The 14669-nt window shown below is 68.4% G+C and carries 14 protein-coding genes; 5 read left to right on the top strand and 9 right to left on the bottom strand.

What is annotated here, in order from left to right; genetic code table 11:
* Positions 1 to 29 precede the first annotated feature (29 nt).
* From aroQ to dbpA, 6 genes are all read right to left on the bottom strand, one after another.
* On the bottom strand, positions 30 to 476 hold the full coding sequence (gene aroQ, locus DES41_RS15650; RefSeq protein ID WP_114468598.1) for a type II 3-dehydroquinate dehydratase: 447 nt from the start codon (positions 474 to 476) through the stop codon (positions 30 to 32).
* A gap of 55 nt (positions 477 to 531) precedes the next feature.
* A complete protein-coding gene (locus tag DES41_RS15655) occupies positions 532 to 1539 on the bottom strand; it encodes a TRAP transporter substrate-binding protein (RefSeq protein ID WP_114468599.1) in 1008 nt (335 codons plus the stop codon).
* A 36-nt stretch (positions 1540 to 1575) separates the two neighbouring features.
* Complete coding sequence (locus DES41_RS15660) at positions 1576 to 2856, bottom strand: TRAP transporter large permease subunit (RefSeq protein ID WP_114468600.1); 1281 nt, start codon at positions 2854 to 2856, stop codon at positions 1576 to 1578.
* Positions 2853 to 3368, bottom strand: a complete 516-nt coding sequence (locus DES41_RS15665) for a TRAP transporter small permease (RefSeq protein ID WP_211332990.1) — start codon at positions 3366 to 3368, stop codon at positions 2853 to 2855. The genes DES41_RS15660 and DES41_RS15665 overlap by 4 nt, the downstream gene beginning before the upstream one ends.
* A gap of 96 nt (positions 3369 to 3464) precedes the next feature.
* Positions 3465 to 4154 carry a TetR/AcrR family transcriptional regulator gene (locus DES41_RS15670; RefSeq protein WP_114468601.1) on the bottom strand — a complete coding sequence of 230 codons (690 nt, stop codon included), beginning with the start codon at positions 4152 to 4154 and terminating at the stop codon, positions 3465 to 3467.
* Between the two features lie 25 nt (positions 4155 to 4179).
* A complete protein-coding gene (gene dbpA, locus DES41_RS15675; RefSeq protein WP_114469001.1) occupies positions 4180 to 5577 on the bottom strand; it encodes an ATP-dependent RNA helicase DbpA in 1398 nt (465 codons plus the stop codon).
* Between the two features lie 139 nt (positions 5578 to 5716).
* Here dbpA and DES41_RS15680 point away from each other — a divergent pair, with 139 nt between their 5' ends.
* The 3 genes from DES41_RS15680 to DES41_RS15690 all read left to right on the top strand — a co-directional run bounded on the left by DES41_RS15680 (position 5717) and on the right by DES41_RS15690 (position 7890).
* Positions 5717 to 6091: a hypothetical protein gene (locus DES41_RS15680; RefSeq protein ID WP_114468602.1), complete on the top strand. Its 375-nt coding sequence runs from the start codon at positions 5717 to 5719 to the stop codon at positions 6089 to 6091.
* A 51-nt stretch (positions 6092 to 6142) separates the two neighbouring features.
* Positions 6143 to 6469, top strand: coding sequence for a hypothetical protein (locus tag DES41_RS15685; protein ID WP_147282863.1), 327 nt, complete (start codon positions 6143 to 6145; stop codon positions 6467 to 6469).
* Positions 6470 to 6567: 98 nt separating this feature from the next.
* Positions 6568 to 7890 carry a hemolysin family protein gene (locus DES41_RS15690; protein WP_114468604.1) on the top strand — a complete coding sequence of 441 codons (1323 nt, stop codon included), beginning with the start codon at positions 6568 to 6570 and terminating at the stop codon, positions 7888 to 7890.
* A gap of 136 nt (positions 7891 to 8026) precedes the next feature.
* On the opposite strand, the gene DES41_RS15695 is transcribed toward DES41_RS15690, so the two are convergent.
* Genes DES41_RS15695 through DES41_RS15705 form a run of 3 tightly spaced genes read right to left on the bottom strand, consistent with a single transcriptional unit; the run spans position 8027 to position 11765 of the window.
* Positions 8027 to 9232: a phospholipase A gene (locus DES41_RS15695; RefSeq protein WP_114468605.1), complete on the bottom strand. Its 1206-nt coding sequence runs from the start codon at positions 9230 to 9232 to the stop codon at positions 8027 to 8029.
* A gap of 38 nt (positions 9233 to 9270) precedes the next feature.
* Positions 9271 to 9699, bottom strand: a complete 429-nt coding sequence (locus DES41_RS15700) for a hypothetical protein (protein ID WP_114468606.1) — start codon at positions 9697 to 9699, stop codon at positions 9271 to 9273.
* A complete protein-coding gene (locus DES41_RS15705) occupies positions 9696 to 11765 on the bottom strand; it encodes an ATP-dependent helicase (protein WP_114468607.1) in 2070 nt (689 codons plus the stop codon). The genes DES41_RS15700 and DES41_RS15705 overlap by 4 nt, the downstream gene beginning before the upstream one ends.
* Before the next feature lie 188 nt (positions 11766 to 11953).
* On the opposite strand from DES41_RS15705, the gene DES41_RS39560 reads away from it, so the two are divergent.
* On the top strand, positions 11954 to 13525 hold the full coding sequence (locus DES41_RS39560; protein ID WP_114468608.1) for a methyl-accepting chemotaxis protein: 1572 nt from the start codon (positions 11954 to 11956) through the stop codon (positions 13523 to 13525).
* Positions 13526 to 13652: 127 nt separating this feature from the next.
* Positions 13653 to 14648: a Bug family tripartite tricarboxylate transporter substrate binding protein gene (locus DES41_RS15715; protein ID WP_114468609.1), complete on the top strand. Its 996-nt coding sequence runs from the start codon at positions 13653 to 13655 to the stop codon at positions 14646 to 14648.
* Positions 14649 to 14669: the final 21 nt, after the last annotated feature.

Raw genomic sequence — 14669 nt, forward strand, 5'->3', positions numbered from 1 at the left:
GCGTGCGCGCAGCAGTGGCTGCCGGCGGGTCAGGCCTGCCGCGCCTTGGCGTGCGTCACAGCCGTGCGCAGGCCCAGCAGGTAGCTGTCCACGCCGAACCCGGCGATCTGGCCCTGGGCGATCTCGGCCAGCACCGAGTGGTGGCGGAAGGCCTCGCGGGCATGCACGTTGGACATGTGCACCTCGACGATGGGGCACTGGAGGATGGCCAGCGCATCGCGGATGCCATAGCTGTAGTGCGTCCACGCGCCGGCGTTGATGACGATGGCGTCCACGCCCTCGGTGTGCGCGGCATGGATGCGCTCGACCATCGCGCCTTCGAAATTGCTCTGGAAACACGCGACCTCGGTGCCGAGTTCCTGGCCCAGCGCCACGAGCTGCGCGTCGATCTCGGCCAGCGTCGTGGTGCCGTAGGTCTTGGGGTCGCGCTTGCCGAACATGTTGAGGTTGATGCCGTGCAGCGTGAGGATCTTCATGCGGTGTCCTTGGGGAGTGGGTACGGGGGACTGGCGCCCCCCCCGGGCTGCAAGCTTACTTGCGCACCTTGGCGAGCTCGGCCTGCAGCTCGGCCACCACGTCCTGGCCCACGGTCACGGCGTGCTTGGCCGTCACCGGGCGCATCTTGTCGCGCAGCTTGGCCAGTTCGGCGGGCGGCAGCTCGGTGACCTGCATGCCGTTCTTCTTCATGTTGTCCAGCGCGATGGCGACCTGTTCGCGCGCCTGCTGGCGCTGGTACTTCGTGGCTTCGACGGCCGCGTCGGCCACGATCTTCTGCTGCGCAGGCTGCAGGCTGTCCCAGAACTTCTTGCTGATCAGTACCGACTGCGGGTTGTACTGGTGGTGGCTCAGCACCACGTGCTTCTGCACCTCGTAGAACTTGTTGGCGTTGATCACCGTGACCGGGTTCTCCTGGCCGTCGATGGCCTTTTGCTCCAGCGCGGCATAGACCTCGGGGAAGGGCAGCGGCGTGGGGTTGGCGTCCAGCGCCTTGACCCAGTCCACGTTGATGGGGTTGGGGATCACGCGCAGCTTGAGGCCGGCCAGGTCTTCGACCTTGGTGATCGGGCGCTTGCTGTTGGTGATGTCGCGAAATCCCAGCTCGAAGTAGGACAGGCCGATCAGGCCCTTGTCCTTCAGCTTGTCGTGCAGCTTCTTGCCGAAGGGGCCATCGACGATGGCCTCGGCCTCGGCGTTGCTGCCGAACATGAACGGAAAGTCATAGACCGCGAACTCCTTCACCTGGCTGGCGAGGATGCCGGAGTTCATGGTCGCCATCTCCAGCGTGCCGCCCTGGATGGCCGAGACGTTGGCCTGGTCGCTGCCCAGCGTGCCGCCGGGGAACAGGTTGACCTTGAGCTTGCCGCCCGACTTGGCCGCCACGATCTCGGCGAACTTCTCCATCCCCATCACCAGCGGATGCCCCTTGGGGTTCTGCGTGGCGAACTTGATGGTGCGGGTGTCCTGCGCATGGGCACCGGACGCGGCCATCACGGTGGTCACGGCGGCAGCCACCAGGGTCTTGAGCATGAGGCGTTTCATGGGTGTCTCCAGTGAAGAAAAAGGATGGGGCAAGGCTCAGCCCGCCAGCCAGCGCGCCGGCACGGTGACGATGGCGGGGAACATGACCATCAGGAACATCAGCAAGAACTGCGCGATCATGAACGGCCACACGCCCTTGGTCACCTGGTCCATGCTGATCTTGCCGACGCCGGCCACGGTGTTGAGCACGGTGCCCACCGGCGGCGTGATCAGGCCGATGGCATTGTTCATGATGAACAGCACGCCGAAGTAGACCGGGTCGATGCCGGCGGCCTTGACGATGGGCATCAGCACCGGCGTCAGGATCAGGATGGTGGGCGTCATGTCCATGGCGGTGCCCACCACCATCACCAGCACCATGATGGCGGCCATCAGCACACGCGGGTTGTCCATCAGCGGCTGCAGCAGGCTGACGATCTGGTCGGGCAGCTGCGCCACGGTGATCAGCCAGGCGCTGACCATGGCGCCGGCCACCAGGAACATGATCACGGCGGTGGTCTTGGCCGCGGCCAGGAACAGGCCGAACAGCTGGTTGAACTTGAGCTCGCGGTAGACGAAGACCGAGATCACCAGGGCGTAGACCGCCGCCACCACGGCCGCCTCGGTGGGCGTGAACACGCCGAATTTCAGGCCCACGATCACGATGATGGGCAGGCCCAGCGCGAACAGTGCGTCCTTGAACGCGGCGGCGATCTCGGCCTTGTTGCGGCGCGGCTGCGGCGCGACGTTCTCGCGCCGGCCGAGCCACCACCAGGTGAAGCACAGGGCCGCGCCGAGCAGCACGCCCGGCACGATGCCGGCCAGGAACAGCTTGGAGATCGACACGTTGGCGGCCACGCCGAAGATCACGAAGCCGATGGACGGCGGGATCACGGGCGCGATGATGCTGGCCGATGCCAGCAGGCCGGCCGAGCGTGCCTTGTCGTGGCCGGCGGCCACCATCATCGGCAGCAGCAGGGCGGACAGCGCGGCCGCGTCGGCCACGGCCGAGCCCGACAGCGCCGCCATCATCACGGCCGCGCCGATGGCCACGTAGCCCAGGCCGCCGCGCACGTGGCCGACCAGCGCCATCGCGAACTGCACGATGCGGCGCGACAGTCCACCGGCGTTCATGATCTCGCCGGCCAGCATGAAGAAGGGCACGGCCAGCAGCGGGAAGCTGTTGGCGCCTTCAATCAGGTTCTGCGCCAGGATCTGCGCGTCGAACATGTCCATCTGCACCATCAGCGCCGCGCCGCTGGCGAGCAGCGCGAACGAGATCGGCACGCCAATGGCCATGGCCAGCAGCAGGGAGCCCAGGAAGATCGTGATGGTCATGCTTGGTCCTCGTTCTCGCGCACGCCGATCAGTTCGTTGTCGGACATGCGGCCCGCCAGCAGGCGCACCAGGTTGAGCACCAGCACCGGCGCCGCGAGAACCGCGAACACCATGCCGCTGGCGTAGAAGTAGCCCATGGAGGCTTCCATGACCGCGCTGGTCGAATCCCAGTTGATCTTCACCTGCTGCCAGGCGCCATCGAAGATCAGCCAGCAGATCCAGCACATCAGCACCAGGCTCAGGAACAGGCAGGCCTTCTGGCCGCCGCGCGGCAGCCGCACGATCAGCGAATCGGTGCCCAGGTGCCCGCGCTCGTGCAGCGCCACCACGGCGCCCAGGAAGGTCATCCAGACGAAGAGCCAGCGCGACAGCTCTTCGGACAGCGTCAGCCCCGAGTTGAAGACATAGCGCATGACCACGTTGCCGAACACCATGACCACCATCAGCGCCAGGCTGGCGACCATCAGCCAGCCGAGCAGCCGGCAGTACGTGTTGATGAATTTCTCGACCACGGGGCGTCTCCTGAATAACCCCGTAATGTACGAACTGGTTAGTTCTAGTCCGCTCGGTGAATACCCTAGTGCATCACCACATCCAGGCGCAGGCAGCTACGCCGTGACGAACCGCAGCACCGTCTGCACCACCGACTCGCGCCGCGCCGCCACCACCTCCGGCGCGGTGTAGTCGCGCTTGAAGATCAGCCCGAACGTGTGCCGGTTGGCCACGTTGAAGAACGACAGGGCGGAGATCGTCGCGTGCAGGTCGATGGCGTCCAGGCCGGGCCGGAACACGCCTGCGGCCAGGCCGCGCGCGTAGAGGCCCTCGATGGCCGAGATCGCCGGCACGTTGAGCTGCTGGATGCTCTGGCTCTGCGCCATGTAATGGCCGCGCTGCATGTTCTCAGCCATCACCACGCGGATGTAGGGCTCGGTGTCCAGGTGGTGGTCGAAGGTGAATTCCACCAGCCGGCGCAGCGCGGCCTCGGGCGGCATGTCGTCCAGATGCAGGTCGGCCTCGGTGGCGCGCATGGCACGGTAGCTCTCCTCCAGCACGGCCAGGTACAGGCCCTCCTTGCTGCCGAAGTAGTAGTAGATCATCCGCTTGGAGGTCTGCGTGGCCGCGGCGATCTGGTCGATGCGCGCGCCGTCCAGGCCCTTCTCGGCGAACTCCGTCAGCGCCACGTCCAGGATGTCGGCCATGGTGCGCGCGGGGTCGTTCGTGCGGCTTGTCTCCTTGGCGCGCTTGGCCACGGGCCGCGCGCCGGCAGCACGGCGCCGGGAATGTACCGTCTGGTTCATTCCCGCAGTATAGGAAGCGCGCCGATCAGTCGTCCAGCAGCCGCACGCGCACGCTCTTGCCCTTGATGCGGCCGCGGTCGAGCCGGCTGGCGGCCTGCGGCGCGATGTCCCGCGCCACCGCCACATAGGTCGAGAACTCGTTCACGTCGATCTTGCCGATCTGCTCGCGCGTGAAGCCGGCCTCGCCGGTCAGCGCGCCCAGCACGTCGCCCGCGCGGATCTTCTCCTTGCGTCCGCCCTGGATCTGCAGCGTGGCCATGGGCGGGGGCGGGGGCATGCCTTCGTCGCGCAACGCGGCCAGCGGCTCGAACTGCGTGGGCCGGCCCTGCAGCTGCTCGATGCGGCCCACGCGGCCCATCTCGTCCATGCTCGCCAGGTTCAGGGCCAGGCCCTTCTCGCCAGCGCGGCCGGTGCGGCCGATGCGGTGCACATGCACCTCGGGGTCGGGCGTCACGTCCACGTTGACGACGGCGCCCAGGCGCGCGATGTCCAGCCCGCGCGCGGCCACGTCGGTGGCCACCAGCACATTGGCGCTGCGGTTGGCAAAGCGCACCAGCACCTGGTCGCGCTCGACCTGTTCGAGCTCGCCGTACAGCGCCAGCGCCGCAAAGCCATGGCCGCGCAGCACGGCCAACAGGTCGCGGCACTGCTGCTTGGTGTTGCAAAAGACCAGCGCGTTCTCCGGCCGGTGGTGGCGCAGCAGGCGCACCACGGCATCGAGCCGCGCGCCCTCGGCCACCTCATACCAGTGCTGGGTGATGTGGCTCACGTCCTGGCGCTTGTCGACCGTGATCTGCTGCGGGTCGCGCAGGAACTGGCGCGCCAGTTGCGCGATGCCCTCGGGGTAGGTGGCCGAGAACAGCAGCGTCTGGCGGTCCGCCGGGCAGCGCCGGGCCACGGCGGCGATGTCGTCCATGAAGCCCATGTCCAGCATGCGGTCGGCCTCGTCCAGCACCAGCGTGCGCAGGCCGTCCAGCACCAGGTGGCCGCGCTCCAGGTGATCGAGCACGCGGCCCGGCGTGCCGACGACGATGTGCGCGCCATGCTCCAGGCTGGCGGTCTGGTTGCGCAGCGGCACGCCGCCGCACAGCACCACCGTCTTGATGTTGTCCTGCGCACGGGCCAGGCGGCGCAGCTCCTGCGCCACCTGGTCGGCCAGTTCGCGCGTGGGGCACAGCACCAGCGCCTGCACGCCGAAGAAGCGCGGGTTCAGCGCCGCCAGCAGCGCCAGGCCGAACGCGGCGGTCTTGCCGCTGCCGGTCTCGGCTTGAGCGATCAGGTCGCGGCCCGCCAGGGCCAGCGGCAAGCTGGCGGCCTGGATGGGCGTCATCTGCGTGAAGCCCAGGCTGGCCAGGTTGTCCAGCTGGGCCGGGGCCAGCGGGAGGCGTGCGAACGCGAGGTCCGCCAAATTCGTTTCAGACATGTCGCGATTGTCGGCGCTCGTCAAGCCAGGAATTGCGCAGATTGCAGCGCAAAATCGCGAACTGGCACCGATTCCCCTTGTTGCACCGGCGTTCGGCTGGCCTGACCGCCCACCAGAATGCCCCCAAAAAGGACACCGTATGGATCTGCAGTACCAGTTGAAAGCCGGCAGCTACTACCTGTACGACCTGGCCACTCCGCCGAGCCTGGCCACGGGGGAGCACAAGCTCAAGCTGAAGACCGACACGGTGGCCATCGCCTTCGACGCCAGCACCGGCCACCTGCACCAGCACGGCAACCCGGCGCGCATCCATTCCTGGGCCAATGGCGCGCGGCGCCGGCTGCGCGCGGCCGGCGCGCAGGACAGCGCCAACGACATCGTGGTCGTCTCCGGCCCGCTGCCGGTGGAAGAGATCAACAAGTGCCTGTCGGTCGCGGGCTACTGCCGGCGCATGTTCTCGCGCCTGGCCAGCCTGCCGCACGGCAAGTTCGGCGCTGCACGCGCACGCGCCTGACGCCGCCCTCCCCCGGGGGCCCGGCGGCGGCCCCGTAAAATCCGGCCCATCATGCGTTCCCGGGCCCTCGCCTTCTTCCTTGCCGTGGTCATGGCATGGATGGGTTTCTCAGCCCAGGAGCAGGCCGCCGAGGTCTGCTCCGATGCCCTCAGCGGGCAGTTCCTGGCCGCGCCGGCAGACGCCGCGGGCGGCTCGCTCGACGACCACCACCTCGACAACCTGCCGTTCCAGCTGCTGGCCGACCTGCTCGGCCTGCTGGGGCCGGGCGAGGCCGTCGCCGTGGCCGGCCTGGCCGTGCGGCCCGATGCGCCGGTGCCCAGCGGCTGGCTCGCGCCGCACCTGGCCCGCCTGCAGCGCCCGCCGATTGCGCGCGGCTAGCGCCGCGGCGCCTCGTCCGTCCCATCTACCGGCCAGCCTGGCCAAGCCCGTCGCGATCGCGGCGGTGCCAACCTCTCGCATTACCCTTTGGGTGCTCTGTGGAAATATTTGTTTTACTGGCCTTGGTCCTGCTCAACGGCCTGTTCGCGATGTCGGAGATCGCGCTCGTCACGGCGCGCCGCGCGCGCCTGCAAAAGCTGGTCGATGAAGGCGATCTGGGGGCCGGCGCGGCCATCAAGCTCGGCGAAGATCCGACGCGCTTCCTGTCCACCATCCAGATCGGCATCACCTCGATCGGCGTGCTGAACGGCATCGTCGGCGAAGCCGCGCTGGCCGCGCCGCTGGCCGACCGGCTGACCGAAATGGGCGTGCCGGCCTCCTCCAGCGGCTACGCCGCCACCGCGCTGGTGGTGGTGCTGATCACCTACGTCTCCATCGTCGCCGGCGAACTGGTGCCCAAGCGCCTGGGCCAGACGCATCCGGAGGCCCTGGCCCGCCTGGTGGCCCGCCCCATCAACTGGCTGGCCACGGCCACCAAGCCCTTCGTCAAGCTGCTGACGATCTCCACGCATTTCCTGCTGCGCGTGCTGGGCGTGAAGGACGGCAACCCGAACCCGATCACGGCCGAAGAGATCCATGCCATGCTGGCCGAGGGCACGACCGCCGGCGTGATCGAGTCGCACGAACACGACATGGTGCGCAACGTGTTCCGGCTGGACGACCGCCAGATCGTCTCGCTGATGGTGCCGCGCAGCGACGTCGTCACGCTGGACGCCGACCTGCCGTTCGAGGAAAACCTCCAGCGCATCGAGGAGAGCGACCATGCGCGCTTCCCGGTGGTGCGCGGCGGACTCGACAACGTCATGGGCATCCTGAATGCACGCCAGTGGCTGTCGCGCGCGCTGCGCGAAGACCAGCGCGACCTGGCCACGCAGACGCTCACGCAGCCGCTGTACGTGCCCGAGACGCTGACCGGCATGGAGCTGCTGGACAACTTCCGCTCCAGCGACATGCAGATGGCCTTCGTCATCGACGAGTACGGCGAGGTGCAGGGCATCGTCACGCTGCAGGACCTGATCGAGGCCATCACCGGCGAATTCCAGCCGCGCGACCCGCAGACCTCCTGGGCCGTGCAGCGCGAGGACGGCAGCTGGCTGCTGGACGGCCACATCCCCGTGCCCGAACTCAAGGACCGGCTGGGCCTGTCCAGCGTGCCCGAGGAAGAGCGTGGCCGCTACCACACGCTGGCCGGCATGTTGATGCTGCTGTCGGGCCGGCTGCCGAACGTGGCCGACACGGCCGAGTGGGAAGGCTGGAAGCTGGAGATCGTCGACATGGACGGGCGCACCATCGACAAGGTGCTGGCCCAGCGCGTGCCGGAGCCGGTGGAGCCGGACGGCAACGAGGAGACCCACGCTTGAGGCCAGGCCTCGCGGTGTGCTGGCCACCGCCTGAGCGCCGCCCGCCGCTGCCGCTGCGGCGGCTGGCCGACCGAAGACCCGGCGCTGCCGCTCGATCGGCCGCTGCTGCAACGGCAGCAGCGCCGCGCCGCAGGCTTCAGAAGTCCATCAGGCTCAGACCCACGCTGAACACGGTCTTGCGCACGTTGTAGTCGATCAGGCTGTCGCCGTAGCCGTGGAAGACCTGGGTGTGCAGGCGCAGGCCGCTGCGCAGCCAGCCGCCCTCGCCCTGCGGGCCCAACGCGTGGGACCACTCGAAGCGCGCCGAGCCCTTGCCGTTGGACTTGAACGGGTGGCGCACCGTGAGCGCGAGGCTGTCGCGGCTGGACAGCGTCCAGCCGCCCGTGATCTCGCCGCGGCCGATGTAGTCGGTGATGTCGGGGTTGTCGTCGCTCTCGGCCTTCTCGTGCAAGCGGTGCCACACACGGCCCGTGAGGCGGAAGCGCTCGTCCTTGCTCTCCATGCCGGCCATCAGGTACACGCGGTTCCAGCTGCGCGACAGCGGCAGGCTCTGGCCATTGGACTGGTGCACGATGCCCAGCCCGGTGTAGCGCAGCCGCCAGCTGCCGAGCTCGGCATAGCTGGGGTACACGTAGACCATCTCGGGCTCGTGGTCGGTGGCGCGGAACGGGCGCGACAGCTGCGGTGTGAACACCTGCCAGAACGACTGCTGCGAGTAGCCGAACCACAGCGAGTCCACCGCGCTGCCTTCGCGCGGGGTCAGCAGGCCCTGCGCCACCTTGGTCCGCACCGACAGCTGGATGCGGGCCTCGGTGCGGCGGTACTCGTCCACGCCGGTGGCCTGGTTCTCGGGGTTGGGCGTGCCGGGCGTGCGGTTCACGCTGCTGGACTGGGCCAGCGACAGCGTGATGGGCCGGTAGCCGCGCAGGCTGAACTCGCCGCAGTCGGTTCCGGACTCCAGTTCCCAGATGCGCGACAGCGTGGAGAAACGCGTGTCGTGGCAGCGGGGCACCACGGGCGCCTCGGGTGCCGCCGTGGGCACCGCGCTGCTGGCGACGGCCGTGGTCGCCGTGGCACCCGTGCTCTCTGGCTTGTTGATGGTGGGGCCGGCCTTGGGCGCGTTGGTCGCAGCCCTGGCGTTGACGGCCGCGGCCTCGGCCTCCTGCTGGCGCGCCCACGCATCGAAACAGCGCAGGCGCGCGGCATCGTCGCCGCCGTGGGCCGCGCAGGTCTGCCAGCTCGGCACGGGGCCGGTCTGGGCCTGTGCGGCGGGCAGAACGCCCGCACCGAGCAGCAAGGCGGCAAGCGGCGCAGGGCGCAGCAGCGGGGAAAGACCAGGCATGGGCAGTCCTTTGGAAAGTAAGGAAAAAACAGGTTTCATCACCAACCCGCAGCGCGGCGCAGCTCGAACCCGCGCTTGGCCTCGGTGTCGGCATCGGTCCAGGTGCCGCGGATCAGCTTGCCGCAGGAGTCGGGGTCGACGCGGCCGATCCAGGTGGCCGAAATGCGCTTGCCGTCCCGCGACTCCTCCAGCGTGAGGTCGCCGTCGTCCACGTCGCCGGCCAGCAGCGCCGTGATGCCGTCGCGCTCGACGCGGCCGCGCACGCTGTCGCCCAGCTCGGGGTGGCGTTCCAGCTGCAGCGTGGCGCCGGGCGCAGCGTCGCCCTGCCACTGCGCGCGCCAGGTGCCATAGAGGTGGAGCGCGCGCAGCTCGTGCGGCGCGGGGCAGGCGGGCGTGGCGTCCGCTCCCTGGGCCTGCGCCCATCCGGCCAGCAGCAGCGCGAGACAGGCTGTCGCCGCGACTCTCACGCGCTCTTCTCCGGCGCAGCGCCGGCCGCCTTCTTGGCCGCGAACTCCGCGCGCAGTGCGCGCAGCTTCTCACGCGGATCTTCCTTGGCGGTGCTCTGGTCCAGCCCCATCTCGGCAATGAAGCGGCTGGGCTTGGCCGGCACCAGGTCGCGGCCCTTCTTGCGCTTGCGCGTCCAGCTCACGGCCAGGCTGCGCTGGGCCCGTGTGATGCCCACGTACATCAGCCGGCGCTCTTCCTGCAGGCGCTGGGCGGTCTCGTCGCTGACGACCTGCTGGCGGCCGTCGTCGTCGTCGAGCTTGAACGGCAACATGCCCTCGTTGACGCCCACCAGCACCACGTGCGGCCACTCTAGGCCCTTGGAGGCGTGCAGCGTGGACAGCGTGACCAGGTCCTGGTCCTGCTGGCGCTCGCTCATGGTGGACAGCAGCGAGATGGTCTGCGCGACCTCCATCAGCGACTTGATCTCGGCCTGCGTGGAGACGCCGGCCGTGTCGTCGATCTGCCCGCCGCAGCGGCCCGACATCCAGTCGACGAAGTCCATCACGTTGGACCAGCGCGTGGCGGCAGCAGACTCGCTTTCCTCGTTGTCGTAGAGGTGCTGCTCGTAGCCGATCTCCTTCAGCCACTCCAGCATGAAGGCGCGCGCGGCCTCGGCACCCAGCGTCTGGCGCGCGCGGTACTCCAGGTCGTTCACGTAGCGGCCGAACTCGGTCAGGCTCTCGTGGCCGCGGCGCGGCAACAGGCTGGCCAGCGAGGACGAGAACAGCGACTCGAACAGCGAGAGCTTGTACTGCGTGGCGTACACGCCCAGTTGGCCCAGCGTCTGGTGGCCGATGCCGCGCTTGGGCACGGTCACGGCGCGCAGGAAGGCCGGGTCGTCGTTGTTGTTGATCCACAGCCGGAACCACGAGCACAGGTCCTTGATCTCGGCGCGGTCGAAGAAGCTCTGCCCGCCCGAGACCTTGTAGGGGATCTGCGCCTTGCGCAGCGCCTTCTCGAAGGGCTTGGCCTGGTGGTTGGCGCGGTACAGCACGGCGAAATGCCGGAAGTCCTTGTGCACCGAGTTGGCCCGCAGCGACTGGATGCGCGCCACCACGCGCTCGGCCTCGTGCTCCTCGCTGTCGGCATCGACGATGCGCACCGGCTCGCCCTCGCCGAGTTCGGAGAACAGCGTCTTGGGAAACAGCTTGGGGTTGGGCCCGATCACATTGTTGGCCGCACGCAGGATGGCGCTGGTGGAGCGGTAGTTCTGCTCCAGCTTGATGACCTTGAGGTTCGGGTAGTCGACCGGCAGGCGCTTCAGGTTGTCCAGCGTGGCGCCCCGCCAGCCGTAGATGGACTGGTCGTCGTCGCCCACGGCCGTGAACCGGGCGCGTTCGCCGACTAGCAGCTTCAAGACCTCGTACTGCGTGGCGTTGGTGTCCTGGTACTCATCGACCAGCACATGGCCGAGCACGCGCTGCCATTTCTCGCGCACCTCGGCGTGGTCGCGCAACAGGCGCAGCGGCAGGCCGATCAGGTCGTCGAAGTCGACGCTTTGGTAGGCCGTGAGCCGCTCTTCGTAGCGGGCCATGATGCGCGCGGTGATGCGCTCGTTGTCGTCCACCGCCTGCTCTTCGGCCTGCGCGGCCGACAGGCCCATGTTTTTCCACTTGCTGATGGTCCACTGCCACTGGCGCGCGGTGTTGGCATCGGTGGTGCCGCCGGCATCCTTGAGGATGGAGGTCACGTCGTCGGAGTCCAGGATGCTGAACTGCGCCTTCAGCCCCACACGGTGGCCGTCCTCGCGCACCAGGCGCACGCCCAGCGCGTGGAAGGTGCAGATCACCACGTCCTTGGCGGGCTTGCCGATCAGGCCCTTGGCACGCTCGCGCATCTCGGCCGCGGCCTTGTTGGTGAAGGTGATGGCGGCCACGCTCTTGGCCGCCACGCCAGCCTGGATCAGCCGGCCGATCTTGGCCGTGATCACGCGCGTCTTGCCCGAACCGGCGCCCGCCAGCACGAGGCAGGGCCCGTGCATGTAATTGACAGCTTCCTGTTGGGCGAGGTTGAGGCCGGCGGACATGGGCGATTGGGGGACTGCGGACGAGAACAACGGCTTCCCGGCAGCCGGCGCCGCAAAGCCGGCGGATCATACCGGCCGCTCCCAGCGCCTCATTCTTCCATTCGGCAAACGGATGTTCCAAATAATTCGATACAAGATTTAAGCGAATAGATACATTCGCGGGCGTCGCTTCCTACCCTACCCACGACATGGACCGATCTTCCTTTGGCATCGCACACCGTCTCTACCTGGTCGTGCTTCTCCTCGTGGCGGCGTTGATCGGGGTGGCCTGGTTTGCGAAAGTGGAGCTCGGTGCGATTTCGGATTCGGCGTCGCGCACCGAGGACACGCGTGTCCCGCAGATGCAGCGGATGGCGCAGACCGAGCTCAACGTGACCCGCGTTTCGTTGCAGTTGCGCCACGCCATCCTGGCCCGCACACCGCAGGAAGAACTCGCCTCGGTCACGGACATCGGCGAGAAGCGCAAGGCCATCGCCAAGGCGCTGGAAGACTATGCCAGGGCGACGTCGCCGGAAGGACGCACGCGCTTTGCCGCCATTCCTCCGCTCGTGGAAAAGTTCTGGCAGATTGGCGAGAAGAACCTGCAGCTGATCCAGAGCGGGCAAAAGGCCGAAGCCTTCGCGTACCTGGTGGACGCAACCATTCCAGCCCGCAACCAGCTGCTCGCCGCCCTCGCCGATTCGGTGCGCTTTCAGGAGGAAGCGCTGCGCGGCGACCTCTCGGTGATCCGGGACGACGCCAGGAACACCATGTCCGTGCTGGTGGTGCTGGTGGTAGCCGCCATGGCGGGACTGCTGCTGTTCGCCTGGTACATCTCGCGCGTCCTGCGAAGTCGCGTCGCGTTGTCCAGCACGGTCGCCGAGCGCGTCCGCGACGGCGACCTCAGCGTGGCAGTACATGATCCGCACCGCGATGAGTTCTCTCCATTGCTGGCGGCGCTCGGCGACATGCAGACCGCATTGAGCCGTGTCGTGTCTGGCGTGCGCAACAGCGCGCAAAGCGTGGCCAGTGCGAGTGTGCAGATCTCGCAGGGCAACGCCGATCTGAGCCACCGCACGGAGGAACAATCGAGCACCTTGCAGACGACGGCCGCGTCGATGGAACAACTGAGCGCCACCGTGCGCCAGAACGCCGACAACGCACGCCGGGCCAACGCGTTGGCGCAAGGCGCCAGCGCAGTCGCGCAGGAGGGCGGGACGGTGGTGGGGGAGGTCGTGGACACCATGAAGGGCATCAACGAGAGTTCCCGCCGCATCGTCGACATCATCGGCGTGATCGACGGAATCGCCTTCCAGACCAACATCCTGGCGTTGAACGCTGCGGTCGAAGCTGCACGGGCCGGCGAGCAGGGCCGCGGCTTCGCGGTGGTGGCCAGTGAAGTGCGCAGCCTGGCCGGCCGCTCCGCGGACGCCGCCAAGGAGATCAAGGCCCTGATCTCCGCCAGCGTGCAGCGTGTGGAGCAGGGCACCGTGCTGGTCGATCGCGCCGGCACGACCATGCAGGAGATCGTGTCCGCGATCCAGCGCGTGACCGACCTCATGGGCGAGATCAGCAGCGCCAGCAACGAGCAGAGCACCGGCGTGTCCCAGATCGGCGAAGCGGTCACCACGATGGACCATGTGACGCAACAGAACGCCGCCCTGGTCGAGGAGAGCGCTGCGGCCGCCGCCAGCTTGAGCCAGCAGGCGCAGCACCTGGTCGATGCGGTTGCGGTGTTCCGGCTGTCCGACGGGGCGCCGCGCCTGCCGGCACCCGGCTGAACCGGCTTCGTCTGCCGGAGGTGTCGCCGGTGGGACTGGCGTCCCCGCAAACCCCGATAGGCGGCTGGAGAAGAGCATGAAGAATGCCGCGGAGCCATTCTTCCAACCCTCCAGGAGACCCGCCCGCATGCCCCGTTCCGCGTTCAACCGCCGCCAACTGCTCGCCCTGTGTGCCGGCACCGCCGGTGCCGTCGCCCTGCCCTCTGCCCGCGCCCAGGCCTACCCGGCCAAGCCGATCCGCGTGGTGGTGCCCTACCAGGCCGGCGGCGCCACCGACGTGATCGGCCGCGTGTTCGGCGAGAAGCTCGCGCAGCGGCTGGGCCAGCCCGTGCTGATCGACAACAAGGGTGGCGCCGGCGGCATCCTGGGCACGGACACCGTGGCCAAGGCCGCGCCGGACGGCTACACGCTGCTGGTGTCGCTGAGCACCTCGATGCTGACCAACCAGTTCCTCTATGCCAAGCTGCCCTACGACCCGCGCAAGGAACTGGCCCTGGTCTCGCAGCTGGCCGCCGCGCCGATCACGCTGGCCGTGCACCCCAGCCTGCCCGTGAAGACGGGCCCCGAGCTGCTGGCCTACATCGCGGCCAACAAGGGCAAGGTGTCCTACGGCTCCTACGGGGTGGGCTCGCACGCCCACCTGGCCGGGGCGCACATGAGCCGCGTGCAGAAGGCCGAGATGGTCCACGTGGCCTACAAAGGCGAGGCACCGATGCTGCAGGACCTGATCGGCGGCCAGGTCCAGATGGCCTATGCCAGTGCACTGGGCGTGAAGCCGCATGCCGAGACCGGCCGGCTGCGCATCGTCGGCGTCACCGGCACGCGCCGCATGAGCGTGCTGCCCGATGCGCCCACGCTGCTCGAGCAAGGCATGCGCGATGACGTGTACAGCGTCGTCGGCTTCATCGGCATGGCCGCACCGGCGGGCACGCCGCGCGAGATCGTCGAACGCGTGGCACGCGAGGTGCAGGCCATCGGCCAGCTGGAGGACATCCGCACGCGCATCACGGCCATGGGCTTCGAGACCGCCGCCAACGGCGTACGCGACTTCGAGGCGGTCTACAAGAAGGATCTGCCGATCTGGGAAAAGCTGGTCGCCGACTCCGGCGCACGGCTGGATTGAGGCTGGCACGGGGCAGTGACA

Origin of the sequence: Pseudorhodoferax soli, assembly GCF_003337555.1 — a bacterium.
Classification (GTDB): Bacteria; Pseudomonadota; Gammaproteobacteria; order Burkholderiales; family Burkholderiaceae_C; genus Pseudorhodoferax; species Pseudorhodoferax soli.